General features: G+C 69.7%; 21 protein-coding genes. 12 read left to right on the top strand and 9 right to left on the bottom strand.

Annotation, left to right across the window (positions count from 1 at the left end; all coding sequences use genetic code 11):
* Positions 1–32 precede the first annotated feature (32 nt).
* The 5 genes from L0965_RS08805 to L0965_RS08785 are packed head-to-tail and all read left to right on the top strand — an operon-like array spanning position 33 to position 4740.
* A complete protein-coding gene (locus L0965_RS08805) occupies positions 33–605 on the top strand; it encodes an acetyltransferase (protein WP_101306859.1) in 573 nt (190 codons plus the stop codon).
* Positions 602–1447, top strand: coding sequence for a glycosyltransferase family 2 protein (locus tag L0965_RS08800; protein ID WP_101306860.1), 846 nt, complete (start codon positions 602–604; stop codon positions 1445–1447). The genes L0965_RS08805 and L0965_RS08800 overlap by 4 nt, the downstream gene beginning before the upstream one ends.
* Complete coding sequence (locus tag L0965_RS08795) at positions 1437–2561, top strand: glycosyltransferase (RefSeq protein WP_198553638.1); 1125 nt, start codon at positions 1437–1439, stop codon at positions 2559–2561. The genes L0965_RS08800 and L0965_RS08795 overlap by 11 nt, the downstream gene beginning before the upstream one ends.
* Positions 2558–3640: a glycosyltransferase gene (locus L0965_RS08790; RefSeq protein WP_101306862.1), complete on the top strand. Its 1083-nt coding sequence runs from the start codon at positions 2558–2560 to the stop codon at positions 3638–3640. Before L0965_RS08795 ends, L0965_RS08790 begins: the two co-directional genes overlap by 4 nt.
* A complete protein-coding gene (locus L0965_RS08785; RefSeq protein WP_101306863.1) occupies positions 3637–4740 on the top strand; it encodes a glycosyltransferase family 4 protein in 1104 nt (367 codons plus the stop codon). The genes L0965_RS08790 and L0965_RS08785 overlap by 4 nt, the downstream gene beginning before the upstream one ends.
* A gap of 35 nt (positions 4741–4775) precedes the next feature.
* On the opposite strand, the gene L0965_RS16755 is transcribed toward L0965_RS08785, so the two are convergent.
* From L0965_RS16755 to L0965_RS16745, 8 genes are all read right to left on the bottom strand, one after another.
* Positions 4776–6776 carry an acyltransferase family protein gene (locus L0965_RS16755; protein ID WP_101306864.1) on the bottom strand — a complete coding sequence of 667 codons (2001 nt, stop codon included), beginning with the start codon at positions 6774–6776 and terminating at the stop codon, positions 4776–4778.
* Between the two features lie 77 nt (positions 6777–6853).
* The gene (locus tag L0965_RS16750; RefSeq protein WP_157831641.1) at positions 6854–8092 is read right to left on the bottom strand and encodes an O-antigen ligase; all 1239 of its coding nucleotides are present in this window, start codon (positions 8090–8092) and stop codon (positions 6854–6856) included.
* An 85-nt stretch (positions 8093–8177) separates the two neighbouring features.
* Entirely contained in the window at positions 8178–9644 is a 1467-nt protein-coding gene (locus L0965_RS08770; RefSeq protein ID WP_101306866.1) for a lipopolysaccharide biosynthesis protein, read from the bottom strand.
* Entirely contained in the window at positions 9645–10700 is a 1056-nt protein-coding gene (locus L0965_RS08765; protein ID WP_157831642.1) for a polysaccharide pyruvyl transferase family protein, read from the bottom strand.
* A gap of 29 nt (positions 10701–10729) precedes the next feature.
* On the bottom strand, positions 10730–11614 hold the full coding sequence (locus L0965_RS08760) for a glycosyltransferase family 2 protein (protein WP_101306868.1): 885 nt from the start codon (positions 11612–11614) through the stop codon (positions 10730–10732).
* Between the two features lie 187 nt (positions 11615–11801).
* Entirely contained in the window at positions 11802–12350 is a 549-nt protein-coding gene (locus tag L0965_RS08755) for a hypothetical protein (protein WP_101306869.1), read from the bottom strand.
* Between the two features lie 68 nt (positions 12351–12418).
* Complete coding sequence (locus tag L0965_RS08750) at positions 12419–13891, bottom strand: sugar transferase (protein WP_101307274.1); 1473 nt, start codon at positions 13889–13891, stop codon at positions 12419–12421.
* Between the two features lie 302 nt (positions 13892–14193).
* On the bottom strand, positions 14194–15072 hold the full coding sequence (locus L0965_RS16745) for a CPBP family intramembrane glutamic endopeptidase (RefSeq protein WP_157831643.1): 879 nt from the start codon (positions 15070–15072) through the stop codon (positions 14194–14196).
* A gap of 68 nt (positions 15073–15140) precedes the next feature.
* Between L0965_RS16745 and L0965_RS08740 the strand changes: the two genes are divergently transcribed.
* From L0965_RS08740 to L0965_RS08725, 4 genes are all read left to right on the top strand, one after another.
* Positions 15141–15746, top strand: a complete 606-nt coding sequence (locus L0965_RS08740) for a low molecular weight phosphatase family protein (RefSeq protein ID WP_101306871.1) — start codon at positions 15141–15143, stop codon at positions 15744–15746.
* 256 nt (positions 15747–16002) lie between these two features.
* On the top strand, positions 16003–17334 hold the full coding sequence (locus L0965_RS08735) for an HNH endonuclease signature motif containing protein (RefSeq protein WP_101306872.1): 1332 nt from the start codon (positions 16003–16005) through the stop codon (positions 17332–17334).
* A gap of 141 nt (positions 17335–17475) precedes the next feature.
* Positions 17476–18993, top strand: coding sequence for a polysaccharide biosynthesis tyrosine autokinase (locus tag L0965_RS08730; RefSeq protein WP_101306873.1), 1518 nt, complete (start codon positions 17476–17478; stop codon positions 18991–18993).
* A gap of 3 nt (positions 18994–18996) precedes the next feature.
* Positions 18997–19965: a hypothetical protein gene (locus L0965_RS08725; RefSeq protein WP_234057976.1), complete on the top strand. Its 969-nt coding sequence runs from the start codon at positions 18997–18999 to the stop codon at positions 19963–19965.
* Positions 19966–19986: 21 nt separating this feature from the next.
* Here the strand turns inward: L0965_RS08725 and L0965_RS08720 are convergent, their stop codons facing one another.
* Positions 19987–20352 (bottom strand): response regulator transcription factor, encoded by a 366-nt coding sequence (locus L0965_RS08720; RefSeq protein ID WP_101306875.1) that lies wholly within the window; start codon positions 20350–20352, stop codon positions 19987–19989.
* Between the two features lie 70 nt (positions 20353–20422).
* Here L0965_RS08720 and L0965_RS08715 point away from each other — a divergent pair, with 70 nt between their 5' ends.
* Genes L0965_RS08715 through L0965_RS08705 form a run of 3 tightly spaced genes read left to right on the top strand, consistent with a single transcriptional unit; the run spans position 20423 to position 24925 of the window.
* A complete protein-coding gene (locus L0965_RS08715; RefSeq protein WP_101306876.1) occupies positions 20423–22144 on the top strand; it encodes a HAMP domain-containing sensor histidine kinase in 1722 nt (573 codons plus the stop codon).
* Between the two features lie 19 nt (positions 22145–22163).
* Positions 22164–23816, top strand: coding sequence for a cell wall metabolism sensor histidine kinase WalK (locus tag L0965_RS08710; protein ID WP_101306877.1), 1653 nt, complete (start codon positions 22164–22166; stop codon positions 23814–23816).
* Positions 23813–24925, top strand: coding sequence for a hypothetical protein (locus L0965_RS08705; RefSeq protein ID WP_101306878.1), 1113 nt, complete (start codon positions 23813–23815; stop codon positions 24923–24925). Before L0965_RS08710 ends, L0965_RS08705 begins: the two co-directional genes overlap by 4 nt.
* Positions 24926–24940: the final 15 nt, after the last annotated feature.

The raw sequence follows: 24940 nt of genomic DNA, 5'->3' as shown, positions 1-24940 counted from the left end.
TCGTTACGAGACAGTTACGAGAAAGGGACGCCGTGAGCGACATCCCGGTGATCGATCTCTCGAAGGCCCCCGGCGAGCGCGCCGCCTGGGATCAGCCCGTGTGGAAGGTGTATCTCTGGGCCGTGTTCGAGCTGGTCTTCGTCACGAACGCCTGGCAGATCAGTTCGGGGCTCCGCGTCCGCGTGCTGCGTCTGTTCGGCGCGGAGATCGGTCACGGTGTCGTGTTCCGGCCGCGCACACGCGTCAAGTTCCCCTGGAAGCTCCACATCGGCGATCGCACCTGGATCGGCGAGGGCGTCTGGTTCCACAACCAGGACCACATCCACATCGGACACGACGCCGTCATCTCGCAAGAGACGTTCCTGACCACCGGCAGCCACCGGCACCGCCGAGACATGGCCTTGATAACCCGCCCGATCACCATCGGCGACGGCGCCTGGGTCACCAGCCGCTGCGTCATCCTCGGAGGCTCCCAGATCGGACGGTCGGCGCTGATCCGTCCGCTGAGCCTGGTGGACGGCGCAGAGATCCCGCCCGCAGAGGTCTGGGGTGGGAACCCCCTCAGCTTCGTCACCCGCCGATTCACGGAAGTTGCCGCCCCATGACCCGTATCTCGAAGATCTCCGTCGTCGTCCTCACCAAGAACGAAGAAGCCGGACTCGGCAACACGCTCGACCGGCTCACCGCCTTCGATGATCTGATCGTCGTCGACTCCCACAGCGACGATCGGACGGTGGAGATCGCCACGGCCCACGGCGCGCGGGTGGTGGAGTTCGACTGGAACGGTCGATACCCGAAGAAGAAGCAATGGGCGCTGGAGAACGCGGGAGCCGTCAACCACTGGGTGCTGCTGCTCGACGCGGATGAGTTCCCCTCGCCCGCGCTCGTGCGAGAGCTCGGCGAGCTCGAGTCGTCTCTCGATGTGAGCGGGCACGCGGCGTACGACATCAACCTGCTCTACCGTTTCGGGGGCCGTTACCTGCGTCACGGGCACGTCGTCACGAAGCGCTCCCTGCTCGACGTGCGCCACGCGCGCTTCCCCGAGGTCAACGACCTCGAGGCTCCCGGCATCCGAGAAGTGGAAGGCCACTACCAGCCGGAGTCGGACGGCACCGTCGGCAAGCTCAAGGGGCGCATCGTCCACGATGACCGCGATCCGGTGAGCAGCTGGTTCGCCCGCCACAACCGCTACTCGGACTGGGAGGCCCACCTGCGGACCGCCCCCGCCGCGCGACGCGAGATCGCCAGCAAGCGGACGACGAAGGGGCGCATCTTCGATGCGGTCCCGTTCAAGCCGGCCCTGTTCTTCGCCTATGCCTACGTCGCCAAGGCGGGGTTCCTCGATGGCCGCGCCGGGTTCGACTACGCGATGGCGCTGTCGATGTACTACTGGCAGATCGGGGTCAAGCACCGGGAGCTCCTGCGCGGGGATGCCGATGCCCGTTGACCCGTTGCGCGTCCTGCATGTGACTCCCTCCTACGCGCGACGCGACGGCGGACCCTCCGAAGTGCTGCGCGGGCTCCTGCCGGAGTTGAAGCGCCAAGGCGTCACGGTGCGACTGGTGACGACGGACAAGGGCGTGGAGCCGTCCGACCAGGATCTGCAGGAGCAGTTCCCGATGGATGTGGTTCGCGCCCGACGCCCTTTCTCCTGGACCTTCGCCCCCTCGATGGTGGGGCCGCTCTGGCGCGCGCTGGCGGGGGCGGACGTGGTGCACATCCACAGCATCCATACGTTCCCGACGACCGTCGCGATGATCCTGAGCCGACTGCGGCGCGTGCCGTACGTCATCGAGCCGCACGGCGCGCTCGATTTCTACCATCTGAACCAGGGCGGCACGAAGAAGAGGCTGTACACGCGCATCCTGGACGGCTGGGGGGTGCGCGGCCTCGGCGGCGCCGTGTACAGCTCCCGGCGCGAGGCCCTCGAGGGAACGGCCACACTGACGGCAGAGTCCATTCAGATGCCGCTGGGCGTCGACGAGACGCTCTTCGACCTGCCGCGCGAACAGAGCGGTGGAGCGACCGTGCTCTACTTGGGCAGGCTCGCGAAGAAGAAGCGCGTGGACCTCGCGATCCGCGCACTGGCGGAGGCCGCCCTGCGGGAACGAGGAGTCGAGCTGATCGTCGCCGGTCCGCTCGGTGACGATCTGCCCTACGATCCGGTCGCCGTCGCACGCGACGCCGGCGTGTCCGATCGGGTGCGGTTCGTGGGATCCGTGGGAGCGGCCGAACGGCGCAGCCTGCTCGCGCGTTCCGACGTCTTCGTCATCCCGAGCGAAGACGAGAGTTTCGGCGTCGCGCTTGCGGAGGCCATGGCCGCCGGGTGCGCTGCCGTCGCGTCCGCCGAGACCGGCTTCGCACCGGAGGCCGCCGAAGCGGACGCCCTCGTACTGGCATCGCTCACCCCCGCGGGCGTCGCCGCAGCGATCGCCCGTGCGCTCGCAGAGCGCGACGAGCTCGGTCGACGGGGGCGCGAGTACGCCTCCGCGCATTTCCGGTGGTCAGAGGCCGCATCTGCCATCGCGGCATCCTACGAACGTCTGGCGAAGAGATCATGAGTGCATCCGTCGTCGTCACCCAGCCGTATGTGCCGCGATACCGTGTTCCGCTGTTCGACGCACTCGCCGCAGAACTCGCTCAACGCGACATGGACCTCACCGTCTACTCGGGTCAGCCCGACGGCGAGCAGGCCGGACGCAACGATCAGGCGACCGGCGCATGGCACCGGGATCTGACGGTGCGGCGAGTCCGCGTCGGACCCCGGCAGCTGGAGTACCGCGATCTTCCCCACGAGGTGCGCACGGCCGACCTGGTCGTGTCGGAGCTGAGCGGTCTCAACCTCGAAGGATGGCGGCTCGGGATGCGCCGTCGACCGCTCGTTCTGTGGGGGCACGGGAAGTCGTACACCTCACCCGGCGGGTGGCTGTCCGATCGCGTCGAGTGGGCCCTCGCCCGGCGCGCCTCGCACATCATGACGTACGCCCCGAGTGGCGCACGCTTCCTGATCGAGGAGGCCGGACTCGACCCGTCCCGGGTCACCTCGATCGGAAACAGCACCGATACCGCCGCGCTGCGCTCCTTCTACATCGACGCGAGGGATGCCGCGCCCGACACCGACCGGCGTCCCGCACGGCCTCCCGCAGCTCTGTTCATCGGCGGAATCGACTCGACGAAGCGCATCGACTTCGTCCTCGGGGCATTCGAGCACGCCACGGCCGCCGACCCCGGCTTCCGCCTCCACGTCGTCGGAAACGGTCCGCTCGCCCCTCTCGTCGACGACCTCGCCGCCCGCGACGCGCGCGTGCGGCGATACGGCGATCTGCGAGGCCGCAGTCTGGCCGAGCTCGCCGTCGTCGCCGACGCCATCTGGATGCCGGGGCGAGTGGGACTCGTCGCGGTCGACGCCCTCGCGATGGGCCTGCCGGTGCACACCACCGACTTCGAGTTCCACGCACCCGAGGTCGAGTTCCTGCAGGACGGTGAGCTGCTCCGGCTTCCCGACGACCCGGCCGCGTTCGCTCGAGCCTCGTTGGCGGCACTCGACGGCCCGGCGCCCGAGCTGCGCGACGACATCCCGACCGTTCAATCGGTGGCGCGCAACATGGCCGCCGTGTTCGACCGGGTCCTCCGAGGATGAACCGCCTTCAGGTCGCCATCGTCGCCGACGGCGACCCTCGTTCGGTGCGCACGAACTCGGGGGTGGCAGCCGGGCTCGTGGCTGCTCTGGACAGGCGCGATGACGTCGAGGTGGTGGCGACGATCGACTCCACTCCGAGCAGAGCGACGGCGTTGCTGCTGTCCGCCACCTCCGTGCGGCTGCCCCTGTCGTCGTGGCGCAACCAGAAGCGCAAAGGCAGGGCGGCGACCGCTGCGCGTTCCCGTGTGCGCGACCGCGCCCTCGCGCAGCTCGAGAGCACACCCGACGTCGTCGTGCACGTGCGCAACACGTATCTCCCCGCGGAGCTTCCCTACGTGGTCTTCATCGACGGTACGGCGTCGCTCAGTCAGAGATTCTGGCCGGCCTGGTCGCTCCCGGAGCGCGATTACCGCGCACGCATCGGTCTGGAGACATCGTTCTTCTCGTCCGCCCTCCTCGTGGCCACCGCCGGCCGCTACGTGGTGGACGAGATCGTCGACTACTACGGGCAGGACCCGCAACGCGTCACCGCCATCGGCGGCGGCACGAATCTCGAGCTGGTGACCCGGGGCAGCGACACCGACGGTGCGGAGGTGCGGTTCCTCTTCGTCGGGCGGGAGTTCGAGCGCAAAGGCGGCCCCGAGCTGCTGAGAGCCTTCGCTCGGGTGCACGCGGAGCGTCCGCAGACCCGGCTCACCGTCGTGGGCGCGCCCGGAGCGGACCCCGGGCAGCCCGGAGTCGAGTGGCTGGGTTTCGTCGGCGACCGGCAACGGATGCGGGATCTGTACCTGGAGTCCGACGTGTTCTGCCTGCTGTCGCACCACGAGCCCTACGGCCTCGCCGTGCAGGAAGCGCTCGCGAGCGGGCTCGCGTGCCTCGTCTCCGACCGCGGAGCGCTCGCTGAGATCGCGGGCGATGCCGCACTGGTGGTCGACCCGCGTTCCGACGCGGAGATCGTCGACGCCCTCATCCGCCTCGCAGACGATGCAGCACTGCGTGCGTCGCTGTCGGCACGCGCGCACGCTCGACTCGCCGGACTCACCTGGGACGACGTCGCGTCTCGCCTGATGGCCGCTCTGCGCGGGCGGCTGCGCCACTGACGCGGGCCGCGCGCCCGCGATACGGGCGCGCTCGTTCAGCCAGAGGCGGGGGTGTCGTCGCTCAGGTAGGGTTCGATCATCTCGCCGAGCTCGGGCGCGAGGCTGCGCGAGAACGTCGCCGTCATATGGTGCGCATCGCGGTAGACGAGATCGTTGCCGATGATGGCGGGGCAGTCGCTGGCGTTGCACATCAGGGGCGTGACGTCGACGTATCCGTCTCCGAGGCCCGCCTCGCTCTCCCGGATGTCCTCGTGCAGCGCCGTGTCCTTCGGGAACGCGCACGACTGCGCCGCCGTGAGCTCGCCCGCCAGACAGATCGAGGGAGCCGCGCTGCCGGCCGGGGTGTCCGCCAGGACGACCACGTCCAGATCGGTGGGGATGCGCTCGATGGTTCCCTCGATCGCCTGTCCCCAGCTGACGTCCTGACCGTTCTCGTGTCCACGCTGACTTTGCTCGAAGGCGTAGTTGCCGAGAAGCACCACCGCCGGACTCATCGCCGCGATGTGCGCGATCGAGCCGTCGCGCCACGAGTCGCATCCGGGATAGTCCGGCCGCGGAATATCGGCCGACGGACACGAGCTCTTCGTGTTCACCTGCAGCCGGATCCGCCCCTCGTCGGCGAGCTCGGACAGCGCCGGATACCACTGCGCCGCGTGGGAGTCACCGAAGAGCGCGACCAACGGCGCCGCAGGGTTGGTCCCCACGAGACAGCCCGTGACGTCGTTGCCGGTGTAGCTCTGATGGCAGCCGTTCGCGTAGATCTCCGGATTGTCCGCCTCGGCGCCGCGCAGCGACGGCTCCAGATTGTCGGGGACGTACCCCGTTCCGCTCGGCGCGGTCGTCAGCGCGACCTCCGCCGCGGGACGATCGGTGTGCAACGGGACACCGCGGGTGAGGGAATCGGCGGCGACGCAGCCGGCCAGGATCACCGCCGACCCCGCGAGCGCCGCCACCAGGCTTCGCCGTGGTCGCGCGGACGCCAGGAACCGTCCCGTCCGTCCCGGTTCCTCGACGAACCGCCAGCAGAGCCAAGCGATGGGCACGGCCGCCGCGCCGAGCAGGAGCGTCGCCCAGGTCGGCAGAGGATGGTTGTAGCCGACGGCCTCTTGCGGGATGACGAGCAGCGGCCAATGCACGAGATACAGCGAGTAGGAGATCTTGCCGAGGAACTGTGCCGGCCGGATCGAGAGGGCGGCCACGGGCGCCCAGCCCGTCGATCCCCCCGAACCGGAAAGGATGACGAGCGCCGTGCCGAGAACGGGGACGGCCGCGTACCAGCTCGGGAACGGGGTCGCCGCGGTGTAGGCGAACGCGGCGACGCCGATCAGGGCCAGCCCGACCCAGCCGAGCAGACCGACCCACCGCGCCGCGAGCCATCGGGGCGAGGACGTGACCAGCAGCGCGAGCAACCCGCCGACGCCGAGCTCCCACGCTCGCGTCGGAAGGAGGAAGAACGCGGCGGGCTGGGAGGTGCCGGTGACGACGATCGACGCGATGAACGACACCGTGACGACCACGGACACGGCCGCGACGAGACCCCGGAACGACCGGCGAGTCCAGCGGAAGACGAGGACGAGCACGAGCGGCCACAGCAGATAGAACTGCTCCTCGATGCCGAGCGACCAGTAGTGCTGGAACAGCGAGGGGACGGTCTCGGCGAGATAGTCCGTCCCTTGATACCAGAAGAGCACATTGGGCACGTAGAAAGCGGTCGCCGCTGCCGCGGTCAGTGTGGGACTCCACTGCAGCGGCGGCATCCAGATGAACATGGCGACGACCGACAGCACGAGCACGGTGAGCGAAGCCGGAAGGATGCGACGGGCACGGCGCGCGTAGAACGTCGCGAACCGCAGGTGCCCCGAGGCCGAGATCTCCGACCAGATGTGCGACGTGATGAGGAAGCCGCTGATGACGAAGAACACGTCCACGCCGACGTAGCCACCGCTGAGGACGCTGACTCCGCTGTGGTAGACGACGACCAGCAGGACGGCGACGGCCCGGAGGCCCTGGATGTCTCCTCGGAACGCTTTTGCCACGCAGCGACCCTATTCGACCGTTGTGAACGCCATGTGACACGGGCCGCGATCGTCGATGCTCTCGGGGTCGATGTCGATCATCGCTTCACCGGGTTGTGACTGCGATCACCCTTCGACCACGGGTTGGTCCTGATCCCTTCCCGGCCCCGGAGCAGAATGACGAGGGCGGCGATCAACGCCGGCCAGTAGGTGATCCGCTCCATCCACACGGGGTTGAGGACACCGAACGCCAGGAATGCCAACAGCGACAGCAGGCCCATCTGTGCGATGGGCAGCGCGCGGCCGGCAAGGAGGACGGGAACGGGGCGCAGGAGAAACGCGTAGTAGCCGATCGCGAGGATGATCCCGCCGCCCGAGAGCACCATGATCGGCACGGCCACGCCGTGCATCACGTCGTATCCTCCCCCGAAGACGGGACTGTCGTAGAACCAGCGCATCGCCGCTTCGTTGATCAGGATGCGGCCCGCGTCACTGTCCTCGGCCCCCTGCCCGAGCCGCGTGTCGGCGAGCAAGGCGGGGATGGTGAACGCGAGAGCGACCCCGACGAGGATCGTGAGCGGCACGAGGACCACCCTCAGCCGGGTCGATCGCAACCAGAGCACCACTGCGATCGCGAGCACCGGCAGGCCGACGATCAAACCGGCCCGCGAACCGGTGAGGACCAGTCCCCACACGACCACGATCATGGCGAGGATCCATCCGAGCGACCTGATCCACGAGCGCGCGACGCCGGCCAGGTACATGATCGGAGCGATTCCCATCACCAGCGAGAAGGCGAGCGCATTCGGATGCGAGGTGAGTCCGCTCAACCGCGAGCCGCTCTTCTGGACGAAGACCTCGGACGGATGCAGGATCCCGAAGGAGGTGAGGATCGCGACTGCCGCCGAGATCGCGATGCCGAGTGACCACAGGCGGAGGACGCGCTGCAGTTCGCGGCTGCCGCCGTCGGCCGCAAGCGAGGTCAGCAGTACGGCCACCGCGGCCGTCGAGAGGAAGATGCGCAGCTGCATCGTCGAGTCGGGCGAGCCGGCCGAGCCCACCACGATCGCCCAACAGGTGATGATCAGGCTGGCGACGAGAGGCAGCAGCATCCAGCCGCTCACGAAGATGCTGCGCGTCTTGTTGAACCGGGCCGCGATCAGCACGCCGAGCGCGAGGATCAGAAGATAGTCGACGATGTTGTTGCCGCCGACCGCCACCGTGGTCCACGACGCGGTGAGCGCGGCCAGGTACATCGTGCCGTTCAGCAGGCGGTTGACCAGTGGAGCCTTCGTTTCGCGGGGCGCCACGCTGCGTCGGTGATTCACAGTCGTCACGATCTCACCTTAGGTTCCCGACCTCGAACCCGTCCCGCCCGCGCGCGAGGCGGGGGGACAGAACTCACGGCCTCGTCTCGGGTGATCATGCATCCGCCCCGCGGCGCCGTCGGATGGCGAGCTTGCCGAAGTCGACCAGGTTTCCCAAGTCGGCCCGGATGCGCTTGTTGAGCCAGGATGCCAGTGCGCACCAGGCTGCCGCGACCGCGAGCCCGACAACCAGACGGAGCGCGTCGCCGTGCAGGGGAAGGTACGTGGCCGCGGCCGCGGCGAGCACCGCGGCGGGTCCCGAGAAGACGAGCAGGACGCGCGTGGCATCCGCGAACATGGGGCGGACGTTCACCTCCGCCACGCGTCCCACCCACATCAAGGAGACGGCCCAGTAGATCGCGAATCCCACCGAGTGCCCGATCGCGACGCCCATCGCCCCCCACGGCAGCCCCAGCAGCATGAAACCCGTGAGCAGCGGCTGTGCGATGAGGAAGTAGCGCAGCTGCGCCGTCGCCAGTCCCCGGGACATGTAGATCCAGTAACAGATCTGCACGAGCGATCGGAAGATGCCGCCGACCGCGAGCACGGCGACCAGGGGGATCGCCGCCTCCCAGTTGTTCCCGAGCAGCAGAGGGATGATCTGAGGAGCGAGTGCTGCCAGAAGTCCGAGCGCGAGCGTCGTGACGTACAGAGCGACCAGCTGCGCGCGTCTGAGGTAGGCGAGGTAGCGCTCCTCCTCGTCCTGGATCCGGGACAGCACAGGGATGGCCACGCTGCTGAGAGGCGTGTTGATCTGGTTGAGCGGAGTGATCATCAGCTGGTAGGCCCGGTCGTAGTTACCCAGAGCCACAGGGCCCCACACCCGCCCGATGGCGATGCTGTCGACGTTGCGCGTCGCGTAAGAGACGAGCTGAGTGGCCGCGAGACTGAGGCCGAACCGCACGAGGTTCGACATGTCCACCCGACGGGGCCATGACGGGAACCACTTGGCGGCGGCCACCACACCGATGAGGCTCGCGAGCGCGACGACGAGCTGCTGCGTCACGAGCGCTTCGAGCTGATATCCGGCGAGGGCGGTGGCGACGGCGGCGGCGAATCCGACGATGTAGGGAGTGAGGTCGCAGATCGCGAGGGTGAGGAAGCGCAGCCCGCGATTGATGACGACGCGGAACTGGGTGGAGGCGCCGCTGATGATGAACGTGAAGGCAAGCCAGTGCACCACCGGTACCAGTTCGGGCTGACCGTAGAAGGCGGCGATGGGCCACGCCGCGAACCAGCCGACCACCGTGAGCCCGGCGCCGACACCGAAGTTGATCCAGAACAGGTTCGACTGCTGTGCGTGAGAGAGGTCTTTGGCCTGCAGCGCGGCCGTCGACAGACCGAAGTCGCGGAAGATCGACGCCACACCCATGATGGCTGCGACCATCGCGAGCAGACCGTAGTACTCCGGATCGATGAGGCGCGCGAGCACCACGATCGAGAGCATGTTGAAGAGGAACTTCAGGCCCTGGAAACCGAGGACGATCGCTCCACCCTTGGCCGCGCGGGATGACAGTGACACTTAGTTGCTCACGATCCGTCGGTTCGGCGCGAGTGTGCGCCGAAGGAGGGTTGCGGTGACGTCGAGACGCCGACGGGCCTCCGTCGTCGCCTGAAGCACGCCGGACCTGCTGAGCAGTCTCGACAGCTTCTCCCGATCGGCTTGCGGGTTCTCGGCGTCCGGCGCGAAGCACACTTCCGCCCAGCCGACGGGCTCGAGCGTCCTCCGGATCTTGTCCAGCGTCGTCGCGACGTAGCCGAGCGGCTGAGCCCCTTCGGTGGCGCCGATGATCAAGACGTGCAGCCGGTCGGAGATCACGCCGCGACAGCGGCGATAGATGTCGCGGACCTGTGCCTCGCGCGCCCGATGGTCGGCGTCGTCCTCCCAGAGATCGGCGGCACAGCCGAGGGCCTCGGCGAGCTGCTGGGTCCGCTCGTTGTCTCGTCGGACCTGGCTGACGGCGACGAGGCGAAGGCCCTCGCCATCGGCGAGCTCGCGCAGCACGCGGTGCCAGGACTCGCCCGCCGGCTCGCGGTCGCCGCGCATGCTCACGGCGAGCAGGTCCCGCGCGCCGGTGGCGTCGGTCCTGCGTCCCAGCGCGAACGCCCAGTCCGGCTCGACCGTGCCCTTGCCCGCGGCGGCCGCCGACGCGGGATCCCGCCACGTCACCAAAGAGGTGAGGAGGAGCACCACTCGCAGGTTGAAGCCCTTCGCCGCATAGGGTCGACGCAGTCCGACACCCGATTGGACCACCCGACCACCGCCGAGGCGGACGGCGGCGAGGAGCGCGACGGTGCCCCACGAGACGTACCGCCCCGACGCACCGGACTCACCCGCATTGAAGAGGTAGGCGGCGCGGCGACGCACGGCGTGCTGGATGAGCGCGCGCCGCCACGCTGCCCGATCGGAGTAGAGCCTGTCCTCTTCGCGGAGGTCGAGCGCCGAGAGGAAGTCGTCCGAGCAGTCCCCTACATACAGGTGGAACTCGCTCTCCTCGCTTCGAACCGCGTTCAGCAGCCCGCGCCGAAGCACGGAGTCGCCGAGGTTGTCCTGCTGCCCGTAGACGGTCGAGAACACGGCGACTGGCTGCGGTCTGCGCGCCGCGGTCATCGTGCCGCACCGAATCGTCGTGCGATGCGCGCCGGCTGGACGTTCGTCAGTTGGAGGAGCGCATAGTAGGCGCGCTGGACGGGAGACGGCGCCGACAGGCGGTGCATCCCGAGCATCCGGTAGCGGAAGCTGCGCCGCTGCGCCGGCGTCATGGACTGTCGGTGCTTCTCGTAGAACACGCGCATCCCTCGTGCGCGACGCTCGTTCGGACGTGTCAGTTGGTCTCCCGAATGGATGCGCATGACCACGCTGACCTCGGGACTGATCAGCGGCGCGAATCCTGCCTGGAGCATGCGCACGAAGAAGTCGGTGTCGTTCATGACCGGCAGTGCGACGTCGTAGCCGCCGAGCTCGTCGAACGCCCGGCGCGAGATGACGAGGTTGCTCCCGGTGACCACGCTGCCCGCGGTGTAGGCATGGTCGACCGAGACGAGATCGCGATCGAGCGTGGGTTGGGCGGTGACCTCCCCCCGCTCGTTCTCGGTGCGTCGCGACGACACGACCGCGGCAGCACCCGCGGGATCTCCCCGGAGCACAGCGGCCGACTGCGCCAGGTGGTCGGGCAGCCACAGGTCGTCGTCGTCGAGGAAGGCGATGTAGGGGTCGGCCGCCGCGGCGGCACCCACGTTGCGCGACTGGGCCGCACCGCGCGGGAGACGATCCGATGCGACGGCACGGACGTCGATGTCGGGGTAGTCGGACGCGAACTGCTCGACGAGGGCGCGCGAGTTCGGGTCGCCGTCGTCGATGACGACCACGACGGCTCCGAGCAGCTGATCGGCGTCGGTCTGTGTGAGGACCGATCGCAGGGCGTCCCCCAGCAGATGCGGGCGTCCGTGCGTGGGGATCACACAGGTGAACCGGAGAGGGGTGTCGGTCATCTCGAGGCTCCTGGGGCTATCGACGTGGCAGTGGGCGGCAGAGGCGGCGGATGCATGCCGGGACCCCACGATGTTCCGCCGGGTTCGTTCGAGGCGTGGGGGAACGGTATCAGCCCGATGTGACGGGGAGAGGACGTTCGTGAAACGGCTTGTGGCGTGCGTCGACCCGGCTCCGACGCCCGCGACGTCAGAGGTCGGCACACGAGGTCGCCCAGGCCTTCACGAACGCGGCCGTCTGGTACATGTACTCCTGACCCCAGCGCCAGAGCGGCTTCGGCTCGTCGACGCCGATGACGGTCACCTCGCTCGCCGTGTAGCACTTGGCGAGGATGAACCGCGTGCGCTCCACGTGCGACATCGATGTGAGGATGATCGCCTTCTTGACATCGTGATCGAGCGCGTAGCGCTGCAGCATCGAGACCTCTCCCTTCGTCGTCGCCGGAGAGGGCGTCTCGCAGACCGTGTTCCGCCCCTCGCAGTAGGAGATGTCGGAGAGCGTGCCGCCGGGCCGCGGGAAGGCGGAGATCAGCAGGTTCTTCGCGACCCCGTCCTTCTTCAGCTCGGCGGCGCGCTCGAGCCGCGGACCCGTGGCCGGGCCGAGAATGAGCACGACGTCGGCGGAACTCGCCGTCCCCTGGGCGGGAAACACGTAGACGGGCAAGCCGGCGACGGCGAACACGAGCGGAAGGCCCAGGATCGCGGCGATCGCGACCTTCCATCGGGTCCGGAGTCTCATGAGCGAAATCTCTCAACACGGTAGGGCGGAGCAAGGATAGAAGGCGCGTCGCGGTCGGTCGGGACCGGTCAGTGCGCCGTCTCGCCCGGTGCGAGTGCGGCTCGGGCAGTCTTCGCCAGGATCACGAAGTCGCCCAGCAGCGTCCAGTTCTCGACGTACGACAGGTCCAGACGGACCGTGTCCTCCCAGGAGAGGCTGGAGCGACCGCTCACCTGCCACAGTCCCGTGATCCCCGGCTTGACGAGGAACCGGCGGTGCACGTGAGTGGCGTATTGCTCCACCTCGCTGGGCAGCGGCGGCCGGGGCCCCACCAGTGACATCGAGCCACCGATCACGTTGAACAGTTGCGGCAACTCGTCGAGGCTGTACTTTCGCATGATCCGACCGATGGGGGTGACCCGCGGGTCGTTCTTCATCTTGAACATGACTTCGTTGCCGGAGTCGACGCCTTGCTCCTGACGCTCGTTCCACAGCTGCTCCAGCAGCTCCTCGGCGTTGGTGACCATCGAGCGGAACTTGAGCATGGTGAACTCACGGCCGCCGCGTCCGATGCGTGTCTGGCGGAACAGGACCGGTCCCTCCGACGACAGACGGATGCTCATGGCCAAGAAGGCCAGCACCGGGCTCAGCACGATCACTCCGAGCGTGCTGGCGACGAGGTCGACGGTCCGCTTGAGGAACAGCTGCCCCTTGCTGAAGCGCGGTGTCTCGACGTGGATCAGCGGAAGTCCCGCGACGGGACGTGTGTGCAGTCGCGGACCGGCGATGTCCACGATGCTCGGGGCGAGGACGAGGTGCTGCTTCCCGGCCTGAAGGTTCCACGAGATCTGCTTGACCTTGTCCGGCGGCAGTTCATCGGTGCTCGTCACGGCCACCGTGTCCGCGCGCGTGAGTTCCATCGCGCGTTCGACGGCGTTCACGCTGCCCATCACCGGGATCGAGGTCCCCGGCACGACATCGGCGATCTTGCCGGACGGGGTGCAGGCTCCGACGACGTGGTAGCCGGCGCTGGGTGTGCGCAGCAACTCCCGAGCGATCTGTGCGACGGACGCCTCCGAGCCCACGAGCAGCACCCGCGCCGAGAAGTCCCCGTTGCGCCGCTTCATGATGAGCCACTGGCGCCACAGCCACCGCATCCAGAGGAGGACGACGACGCCGATGGGAAGGCTCAGGACGAGGAAGCCGCGCGCGACATCGACCTTGGCCAGGAACGCGATGATGGCGATCACGCCGAAGAGCCGCACGCTCGCATCGACGACTCGAAGGTACTCGTTCGATCCCGAGCCGAGGACGCGGATGCTGCGCGAATCGCTCCACGAGAGGGCGCCCATCCACACGACGATGAGGAGCACCGAGAATCCCCAGTAGGAGACATCCGTGATGCGGGAGTCGTCGCGGATCGCCAGCTGCGCGTTGCCGAAGCCGAACCACGCGATCTGGGTACCGAAGACGACCCAGGTGAGGACGAGGAAGTCGCTGACGACGAGTCGGCGCTGGAAGCGACGACGCCAGTCGTTGAAAGGTGGGGCAGCGGGACGCATGGTGCTGGTGGCCTGAGCCGACGCACCGGTCGGGACAGAGGTGATGAGACCGCTGTCCGTGCGGGGTGCTGTCGAGTCGTGAGGCGACTCCGTCGTCGCATCGACCTGAATACCGGTCGACACTTCGGCGCCCTCCTTCTGTTCCTCTGGTCCTGGGCCCCCCGGCTCTCGGGAGATTATCAGCCGAATGTGTCAGGCGTGTGACGCCTGCCAGCTCGGTTACTCCCGGTGACACCTGAGCGTAGGGGCCAAGGGAGGCCGGCTCATCATCCTTTTGGTGAAAACTTGGTGACTCAGGTGACTCAGATGAGAGCGGTACCGACGACGACGAGGGCGAGGTACGTCACGTTGTAGACCACGTGGGTGAGCACCGCAGCCCAGATACGGCCCGTCAGGAGCACGACGAGCGCGCACGTGGCACCGACGGCGAAGAGTTGGATGCCGTCGCTCAGCGTCAAGACGCCGGCGGTCGCATGCAGCAGCACGAAACCGCCCGCCGACACCAGCAGCGCCGTCATTCCGGCGGCGACACCACCCACGCCGCGTCGCAGCAGCTGGTAGACCGCCACGAGCACGACCGTCCGGAAGAAGAACTCCTCCACCACGGGCGCGATCACCCCCGCGGGGAGGGCGTCGGTGAGCCACCATCCGGACGGCAGTGATCCGTCGAGGCTCACGGCGGAGGGGAAGGACGCGGCATCCGCGCCGCTCACCCATCCCTGCATCATGCGCAGTGCGATCCCCAGCCCGAGGCCCCACAGCAGATCGGTCGGCCGGAAGCGCAGGAGCCCGGCAGGCCGGCCGCGCAGGAAGGCGAAGGCGATCGCAGCACCGAGTCCCGCCCACAGCACGACGGTCGACGCGAGCGGTGCCCACGGCGCCGCGATGCGACTGACCGCCCCTCCGCCGACCACCCCGATCCCGACGCCGATCAGCGCCGCCGACAGCACCGTCAGGTCCCACCGCCGCACGGCACGGCCGCCCTCGCGCCAGTCGGTGCGCTTGCGGCGCCGGCGCGGCCGATGGGCGGCATCCGGGGTCGACGCGGGCGTGGCCCGTTCCGCTTCGCTGCGCTCGCTCGACGGCCGGGACGCGTCGGCGGGAGCGGGATGTTCCGGCGCGCCGGACTCCCCCCTCGGCCGGGGGTAAGGCGAAGCGGGGTCGCTAAGCTGATCGGGCACGTGGCCAAACTACCGGTCGCGCAGCGAGCCACACACTCCCCCCGCTCCTCCCGACACCGGAAGTCACCGTGCTCGAGATCCTCACCGTGTGCACCGGCAACATCTGCCGCTCCCCTCTGGCCGCGCAGCTGCTGGCGCTCCGCCTCGCCGACCTGGACGTGTCCGTCACCAGCGCGGGCACACGCGCACGCGAGGGGATGCCGATGACACCGGAGGCCGCCGATCTCGCCGCCGCCCGCGGCGTCGGCCCCGCGCTCACCGCGGCGCACGGCGCCCGCTACCTCACGCCGGCTCACGTGCACGGCGCCGATCTCGTGCTGGCGATGGCGCGCGACCACCGCCGCGAGATCGTCGAACTCGATCCGTCGCGCACGCGCAGCGCCTTCACCGCACGGGAGTTCGCGCGGCTCGCGGGCGACGTCACCGACGAGGAGCTGCGGACGGCCGCGGCCGGCGCGGGCGATGCGGCCGGTCCGCGGGAGCGGTTCGCGGCGGCGCTCGCCCTGATCGCCGGCCGTCGCGGGATCACTCTGCCCCCGGCATCCCCCGATGAGGACGACGTCGTCGACCCGTACGGGCGCTCCGCGGCGACGTACGAACGCTCCGCGGCGGAGCTCGAGCCCGGACTCGCCGCCGTCGAGCGCGTGGTGCGGATCGCGCTGACCGGTCGTTGAGCGAGCGCAGCAAGTCGAACCACCCCACCCCCACCCATCCGGTCGTTGAGCGAGCGCAGCAAGTCGAAACACCCACCCACCCCCGGTCGTTGAGCGAGCGCAGCGAGTCGAACCACCCACCCCCATCCGGTCGTTGAGCGAGCGCAGCGAGTCGAAACGCCCACCCCACCCATCCGGTCGTTGAGCGAGCGCAGCGAGTCGAAACGCCTGTGGATAACTCACTCCAGTGTCGTATCTATGTTCTAATGTCGAAGGCATGGAGAACCGACTCGATGGCATCGCCGCAGCGCTCGACGCGCTGACGGCCGCCGGTGGTGGCCGGGCTCCGGAGGCGCTCTCACCGGGCGAGCTCATCGAGGTGAACCGCATCTTCGGTCAGCTCATGCGACAGGTGGATGCCGCGTTCGCTCCCGTCGCCGCGGAGATCGCCCGGCAGTCGCGACCGCAGCTGGGCGGCGACTCCCTCGCGAAGCGGCAAGGCTTCCGGTCTCCGGTCGCGCTGATCCAGGCGACCACCGGCACGAGCGTCGGCGAGGCGATCAGGCTGGTGCAGGTCGGCGAGGCCACGCCGTCGCGGGCGACGTTCGGCGGCGACGAGCGGCCGGCGGCGCATCCGCATGTGGCGGCGGCGGTCGCGGCGGGCACGCTGGGTATGACGGCGGCATCCGCGATCATCGGGCTGCTCGATCGGCTGGCACTGCGGGTCGACCCAGACCGTCGAGACGCGGCCGAGCAGGACTTGTGCGAACGGGCACCGGGGCTCCGCGCCGACGAGCTGTCGCGGCTGCTCGCGCGGGCCGAGGCGCAACTCGATCCCGACGGCATCGCCGCCGCACACGAGGAGCACCGGTCGCAGCGTGCCTTGCGCGTCCAGGAGCGCGACGGGATGCTGCATCTGACCGGTGTGTTCGACGTGGCCAGCGGTGCGCCCATCAAGACCGCGCTCGATGCGATGGTGACGCGGGTTCTCCAGCAGAACGAGCATCGCGATGACGCGGCGCGAGACGAGCGCACGTTGCCACAGATGCGCGCCGACGCTCTCCACGAGCTGTGCGCGCACGCTCTCGGATGCGATCGGGTGCCGACTGCGGCGACGACGACCGTCGTGGTGCGGATGACCCTCGACGAGCTCGAGTCGGGGCGAGGATTGGCGAGCATCGACGGGTTCGATGCCGCGCTGCCCGCGGCCGAGGTGCGGCGGCTGGCGGCGGATCTGCAGGTCATTCCGTGCGTGCTCGGCGGCGACAGCGAGATCCTCGATTGGGGACGCGCGCGGCGACTGTTCTCCTCGGCGCAGAAGCTGGCTCTCGCCGAACGGGACGGCGGCTGCGCCTTCTGCGGGGCGCCCCCGCCGTGGACGCACGGTCATCACCTCTCCTGGTGGGATCGAGATACCGGACCGACCGACATCGACAACGGCGTGCTGCTGTGCACCGGATGCCACCATCGCGTGCACGACGACGGTTGGGAGATCCGCATCGACGGCCGCGGCACGGCGGCCGGCGTCTGGTTCGTGCCGCCGCCCTGGATCGATGCGGACCGCACGCCACGGCTCGGCGGGAACGCGCGGTATGCACTGCGGGGGTGAGTCCGGGTGCGAACGACCCACCCGCGCGGCATCGTGCTGTTGCCACCTGGACACCGGCACGAAACATGGCCTATGGCAGACTGAGTCCGATCGTCCGGCCTCCACCCCCTCTTGGCCGGCAGCGCATCTTCGAGAGGCACCATGGAGCTCAGCGACTACATCCGCATCCTCCGCAAGAACTGGCTCGTGGTCGTTGTCCTGACCCTCCTCGGGCTCGGGGCTGCCGCGGGGTACTCTCTCACGCGCACGCCGATCTACGACTCGGCGAGCACCGTGTTCGTGTCGACGCAGGCCGGGAGCACGGTGGCCGAGCTGCAGCAGGGCTCTTCGTTCGCCCAGGCGCGCATCAACACGTATGTCGGCCTGACGACCACTCCCGTCGTCCTGAACCCCGTGATCGCGGACCTGGGGCTCGCGACGACCGCCGAGAGCTTGGCGCGGGACGTCAAGGCGACCGCCGCCCTCAACTCGACGCTGATCACGATCACCGTCTCCAAGCCCGATCCGGTCGAGGCGGCGCGCATCGCCAACGCCGTCGCCGCCAGCCTCGCGTCCGCGGTGCCGCAACTGGAGCCGGAGGGAAGCAACGGCGCCAGCGCGATCCGTCTGAGCCGCGTCAGCGACGCCCAGCCGGCGCTGAAGCCGTCGAGCCCCAACGTCCCGCTGAATCTCGCCCTCGGCACGCTCGTCGGTCTCGCGCTCGGCATCGGTGTCGCCGTCCTGCGCACGACGCTCGACAACCGCGTGCGCACGCCGCGCGACGCCGAGCAGATCACCGGCGCCCCCGGCATCGGCGCGATCGCGTACGACGCGAAGGCGAAGGAACGCCCGCTCATCGTGCACGCCGACCCCCTCAGCCCGCGAGCCGAGTCGTTCCGGGCACTGCGCACCAACCTGCAGTTCCTCGACATGGGCGGTCGGTCGAGTTTCGTAATCACCAGCTCCATCCCGAGCGAGGGCAAGTCGACCACGACGATCAACCTCGCCATCGCCCTGGCCGACGCCGGAAAGCGCGTCGCTCTGCTCGACACCGACCTCCGCAAGCCCAAGGTCGCCGAGTACCTCGGCCTGGAGGGCGGAGCGGGCCTCACCGACGTTCTCATCGGACGCGCGAAGGTCAGCGAGGTCATGCTCCCGTGGGGTGGCCGCAGCCTCTATGTGCTCCCCGCCGGCAAAGTGCCGCCGAACCCGAGCGAGCTGCTCGGCTCGCACCAGATGAGCATGCTCCTCGACATGCTCGAGCAGGACTTCGACGTCGTCCTGTGCGACGCGCCGCCCCTGCTCCCCGTGACGGATGCCGCGATCCTCGCGCGCGCCACGAGCGGCGCGCTGCTGATCGTCTCCGCCGGCAAGACCACCCGCCACCAGCTCACCGGGGCGACCGAAGCGCTCAACACGGTGGGCGCCAAGCTCGCCGGGTTCGTCATGTCGATGGTGCCCACACGCGGTCCCGACTCCTATTACTCCGCCTACGGGTACGGATACGGCTACGGATACGGATACCGCGAGGCCCCCGCGAAGAGCGACAAGGCCGGCCGCAAGGCGGAGAAGCGCCGCGGACGGTCGACGCCGCTGGCCACCGTCCCCGCAGCGCCGACGCTGTACGAGCTCGGGTTCGACTCCCGCCGCGAGGCGCGCGAGGCCGACAGGGAGAGCTGACACGTGCCCCGCCAGCGCCGCTTCACCGCGACGCGGGGCGGTGTCACCGTCATCGCGATCGGGCTCACCGTGCTCGCTGTCGCGGTCGCCGCCCTGAGCATCGCCGCGCTCCGTCAGGGGCGTGGTCCCGCCGAGCCCGAGACGACCGCCGGCCCGGCGCCGACCTTCACCTACGTCCAGCGGACACCGACGGCCTCCGCCGTCCCCACCCCCACCCCGACGGCATCCGCCGACACGGCCCCGGGCCCCGACGAGCGGTTCCTGTCCGTCGGCGCGGAGGCCATGTGGCGCGGCACCGCCGGCGCGTGCGGAGGAGCGGCACCACTGATCGAGCGCTCCGGCGACGAGGGCACCACCTGGCAGAACGTCACGCCCACCGCGAAAGGCATCGCACAGCTGCAGAGCCTCACCTCCTTCGGCGGCCGCAACGCGACGGCCGTCGCCGATCTGGGCGCCGCGTGCGCCAAGACCACCCTGCGCACCTACACCGATGGTCAGTTCTGGGAGCCCTACCCCGACATCTTCGCCGTCGACACCTACGCCCTCCCCGGCGAGCGCGCGGTCGTCGTCGACGGCGCGCTGATCGCCGCGCCGTGCGCCACCCCGTGGGGTCTGCGTTCGACGGGCGGGGCGGCCGCGCTCGTGTGCGACGGCACCGCCTATCGGCTCGACGGCCAGGCCTGGACCGCCCTCTCGGGCGACGCGCGCGCCGTCGCCGTGACCGCCGGCGGCGTCTACGTCGCCCAGACGGATGCCGCCTGCACCACCACCGCCACCACGACCACGACCACGACCACCGCCGGCATCCGCGTCACCGGCCATCCCACCGGCTCGTCGGCGATCGACCTCGGCTGTGTCGAGATGGACGCGGCGGAGGCGGCCGGCCCGGTCGCCCTCGACGCGACGGCGACGGGCTCGGGCACCAGCCTCGCCCTCTGGGCCGGAACGCGCATCATCGCCGTCGCGAACTGAAGGCTCCCGGCCGAGCCGGGCTCAGGACGCGAGAAGGTCGGCGACGCGGCGGCGCAGCTCGCGCGGCGCGAACGGCTTCACGACGTAGTCGTCGGCGCCGGCCCCGCGGGCCGCGTCGATGTCGCTCTGCGCCGACTTCGCCGTCAGCATGATGATGCGCGTCTCGTCGAAGGCGTGATCCTGGCGCAGCGTGCGGCACACCTCGATGCCCATCATCCCCGGCATCATCCAGTCGAGCACGATCAGGTCGGGACGCTGCGCGGATGCCGCCGCGAGGCCGCGCTGGCCGTCGCCCGCGACATCGACCGAATGGCCGGCGATCGTCAGCACGGTGCGCACGAGTTCGGCGACGTCGGCGTCATCGTCGACCACGAGCACATGCGCCATGGGTGTGGCCTCCACCGAGTCTGCCCCTCGTGTACCTAGTTTCCACCCCGATTGCCATTAGCGTACTCGTATGAGAGCCCCCGGGGTGGAACACTCCGTCGCACACCGACCCGCGGCTCTCCGTCGTCGCCCCCCGCAGCGCCGCGCGCAGCAATGGCGCGCGGTCGCGTTCTGGGTGGGCGGCAGCGCGCTCATCTTCGGCCTCTCCTTCCTGGCCGTCGCCTTCGCACTCCCGGGGATGGTCGTGGCATTGTGGTGGCCCGCTGCGGGGGTCTCGGCCGTGCTGGTGCTGCGCGCCCGGGCGGCGCACCGGCCGTCGGCGGTCGCGATCGTGCTCGTGGTCACCACTCTCGGCAACCTCTTCGCCGGTCGGCCGGTGGGAGTCAGCGCCCTGTACGGCGCGGCGAACGCGGTCGAGGTGGCACTGCTGGCCTGGCTGCTCCTGCGCGGCCGGGAGGACGCACGTCTGCGCACCACGAACGACGCCGTGCGCTTCGTCGCCTGGGCGGCCGTGGCGGCGTTGGTGTTCGCGCTCACGATCGCGCTGATCAACGCGGTGCTCGGAAGCGCCGACGCGCTGCCCGCCGCGCTCGCGACGGGCGCGTCGCACTTCTCCGCCGTGCTGCTGATCGTGCCGCTCGCGCTCTTCGATCCGCAACCCCAGTCGCCGCCGGCCGCCAGCGAGCTGGTCGGCCAGTTCATCCTCATGGTCGTCGTGCTCGCGGCGGGACTCGGCCCCCTGACACGGCTTCCCCTCGCGTTCCTCGTCTTCGTTCCGCTCGCGTGGGCGACACTGCGTTTCCCGCCGCTGCTCGCACACCTGCAGGCGCTCGCCATCGCGGTCGTCACGGTCGTGTACAGCAGGGTGAGCGTCGGCGTGTTCGCCACCTCGACCATCGACACGACCGAGCTGTCGATCACGGTGACGATCTTCCTCTCGGCGATCGCGATCTTCGCGGTGTCGACCACCACCGAGCGCAACGAGTCCCTCGTCAACGCGCGCACGGCCGTGGATGCCGCCGAGACGGCCGCCGAAGCGGCGCGGGCGACCGCCGCGACGCTGCAGGTGCGCTACGACCTGGAACGCCAGCGTCAAGACTTCCTCTCCACCACCAGCCACGAGCTGCGCACGCCCGTCACGATCATCGCGGGCTACACCGAGCTTCTCGGCGAGATCGATCTGCCGAGTGAGGCGAGGCCGTGGGTGGACGCGATCCACCGCAACACCGGACGCCTCGCCGGTATGCTCGACGACCTCCTCTCCTTCAGCCGCACGCAGGCCGAGCGTCCACGGCCCACCGACATCGCCGCCACCGATCTGGTGACCACCGTCGTGAGCCGGCACGTCGAGGTCGCCTCCGCGCGAGATCTCGCCGTCACGGTGGGGGCGATCGGCGATCTCGGCGTCATCGCCGATCGCGACGACGCCATCCGCGCCCTCGGCAACCTGGTCTCCAACGCCGTGAAGTTCACGCCGGACGGCGGTCGCGTCCACATCGAGGCGACCGACGTCGCCGGCGACGTCATGATCACCGTCAGCGACACCGGTCCCGGCATCGGTCCCGACGCGCTGGGCCAGGTCTTCGATCCCTTCTACCGCGGAGAGCAGGCCGAGGTGCGCGCCATGCCCGGCACGGGACTGGGACTGCCGATCGCGCGTATGCTCGCGCGGCGCAACGGGGGCGAGGTCATGCTCGTGTCCCTTCCCGGTCACGGCACGAAGGCCACGCTGCTCCTTCCTCGCGTCGGTGGCGCGGACGACCTGGATGAGAGCGCGGAGGACGCTCAATAGACTGCCGTGTGAGGAACCGATGACCACCCCCCGCGTCGAGAGTCGATGGGCCGACAGCCAGCTGATCGGCACCGTCGTCAGGTCCGTGTGGCAGTGGCAGCTGGTGGTCGCCTTCAGCACGGTCGCGGTCGCCGTGGGCATCGCGCTGCTCGATCCGCACCTCTTCGGCGACATCGCCTTCCTCGCCGGCCTCACCGCCATCGCGGGCGCCACGATCGCCGCGATCGTGATCCCCTGGGCGCGCCACCGCGACGCCGTGGTCGCGCTGCCCCTGTTCGACGCCGCCGCCATCGGGTTGCTCGCGATGTCCGACGAAGCGCTCGGCTACCTCTGGGTCATCCCCATCGCGTGGGTCGCGACCTACTACTCGATGGCGGCCGTCACCGCCGCGCTGGTGGTCGTGCTGGCCCTCCAGCTGTGCCGCTGGGCCGTTCCGGGCAGCGCCGCCGCCTCGCCGCTCGAGATCGTCATCGTCCTGCTCGCGCTGGGCTTCCTCGGCGTCGCGATGAACCAGGGCGCGCGACGAACCCGGGCGTTCCGCCTCCTCATCCGCCGCCAGTCCCGGCAGCTCGACCGCTCGATCGCGCGGATGACCGTCCACGAGGACCGCGCCAACGGACTGTTCGACACGATCAGCACCGCGCTCGCCCGTGTCGACGACCGCGGTCAGCTCGATCTCGCGAACGCCGCGTACCGGCACCTCTACGCCTACGACAACGACGACTACCGGCATCCCCCGCGCGCCGTCGAGTACGACGGCTATCGCGGCACGGCGCTGCCGCGCGAATCGACCTCCATCGCGCGCGCCGGACGCGGCGAGCGCACCGAGAACGAGCTGCTGTGGCTTTACGACGCGAGCGGCAACTGGCGCGCGCTGTCGCTGTCGATCCGGGGTCGCACCGTGATGCAGGAGTCGGCGCCCGACGCGGAGGTCTCGATCATCCAGCTCGACGACGTGACCGCGCACGAGTTCGAGCGTCGACAGCAGCGCGCGGCGACCAGCGCCGTCTCCCACGAGCTGCGCAACCCCCTGACGGTGATCCTCGGGCACGCCGACCTGCTGCTCGACAGCGACGAGCTCACGCCCGCGCAGCGAGAGCACGCCGCGCTCATCGAGGGCGCGGCCGAGCGGATGATCACGCTCACGGCATCCTTGCTCGACACCCACCGCACGACCGATCACGCCGACGGATTCGATCTGCGCGGGCTCTCGATCGCCACGGTCGACGCCTTCGCGCCGGCCGCCGCCTCCGCCGACATCGATCTCACCCGCGACGGCGACGAGCCGCTCCCGGTCGCGGGGGACGGCTTCCGGATGCGTCAGGTGGTCGACAACGTCATCAGCAACGCCATCAAGTACACGCCGCGCGCCGGGACGGTCCGTGTGTGGACGACCCGCGAGGGAGACGAAGCCGTGCTGCGCGTCGCGGACTCCGGCATCGGCATCGCGCCGTCCGATCTGGATAGTGTGTTCGTACCGTACTTCCGCGCCCGCAGCGCCACCGCGAGCGGCATCGCCGGCACCGGCCTCGGGATGTCGATCGCGCGCACGATCGTGGAGGAGAACGGTGGCACCATCGCCCTGGACAGCGCGCTGGGATCGGGAACGACCGTCACGGTCCGCCTCCCTCTGACGCACGGACGAGACGACGAGAGCGGGGACCAGGCGTGACCGAGATCGAACCGCTGCTCATCACCCTGTCGACGGTCTGCACGGCCATCATGATCGGCCTGGGCTTCCTGCCGCATCCCTCCCGTGAGTCCGCGATCTGGTCGAGCGCCTTCGTCGCCGCGATGGTCGCGACCTATTTCGATGCGGCGTCCGAGACCCTCGGCGGCGCCTGGCCGCGCGCCCTCGCGGAGGCCCTCAACGTCGCGGCGCTCGGCCTGGTCTGGGTCGGCATCCGGGTGCGCATCGGACGACGCCACGTGCTGCTCGTGCCGACGCTGCTCGTGTCGGCGCTGGTGGGGGTCGCGCTCGCGGTGAGCGCCGACACCGACGCGCAGCCGCTCGTCCTCGCCGTCGGGCTCGTGCTGGTCGCCGCCGTGTCGGCCGCCATCGCCATCGAGTTGTTCGCGGTGCGCTCCGCACAACGCGCGGCGACCATCCCGCTCACCATCGCCGCGGGGCTCATCAGCGTCTTCGCCCTCATCTGGTTCGTGTCGGGCCTCGTCCGTCATGCGGAGGACAGCATCGGCACGCTCCTCATGGCGCAGCAGTATGCCCCCGCCGTCGCGGTGGTCACGCTGGTCACCGCCCTGGTGTCGCTGCTCCTGCTCGTACGCACCGAGGCGCCCGTCGCCGACGAGGACGCGCCCACCGGGTTCCGCGCCGTCGCCGTCGATCGCCTCGTCCGCGCCGAGCGCTTCGACGACGCGTGGTGGTCGCTGCTCGACGTGCGCCTCGACGATCCCCTCGCACTGCGCGAAGCCTCCAGCGCGCTCGCCTACACCCGCGTACTCGACCGCTTCGCCGCGGACGTGTCGGCCGTCTTCCCCGCCGAAGCCGACCTCGACCGCGTCGAGCCGAACCGCATGCTCGTGCTCCTGCCGCGGCACGAGGCCGCGGTGCGGCCGATGCTGCGTTCGCTGCTGGAGCGTGTGTCGACGGTGTCGAGCGACCAGTCCATCGATGTGCGACTGTCGGCCAGCATCGGATGGGCGAGCGTCTCGCTCATCGGCTACGACCTCGACGACCTCATCGCCGCCGCCGCGGCCGCGGCCGACGAGGCCCAGCTGTCCGGCGGCGACCGCTGGGAGCGCGCGAGCATCGTCGCCTAGGCCGTCCCCCTTAGG

Origin of the sequence: Microbacterium sp. NFH-22A-Y (assembly GCF_021401375.1) — a bacterium.
Taxonomy (GTDB): Bacteria; Actinomycetota; Actinomycetes; order Actinomycetales; family Microbacteriaceae; genus Microbacterium; species Microbacterium hominis.
This window is presented reverse-complemented; position numbering and strand designations above follow the sequence as displayed.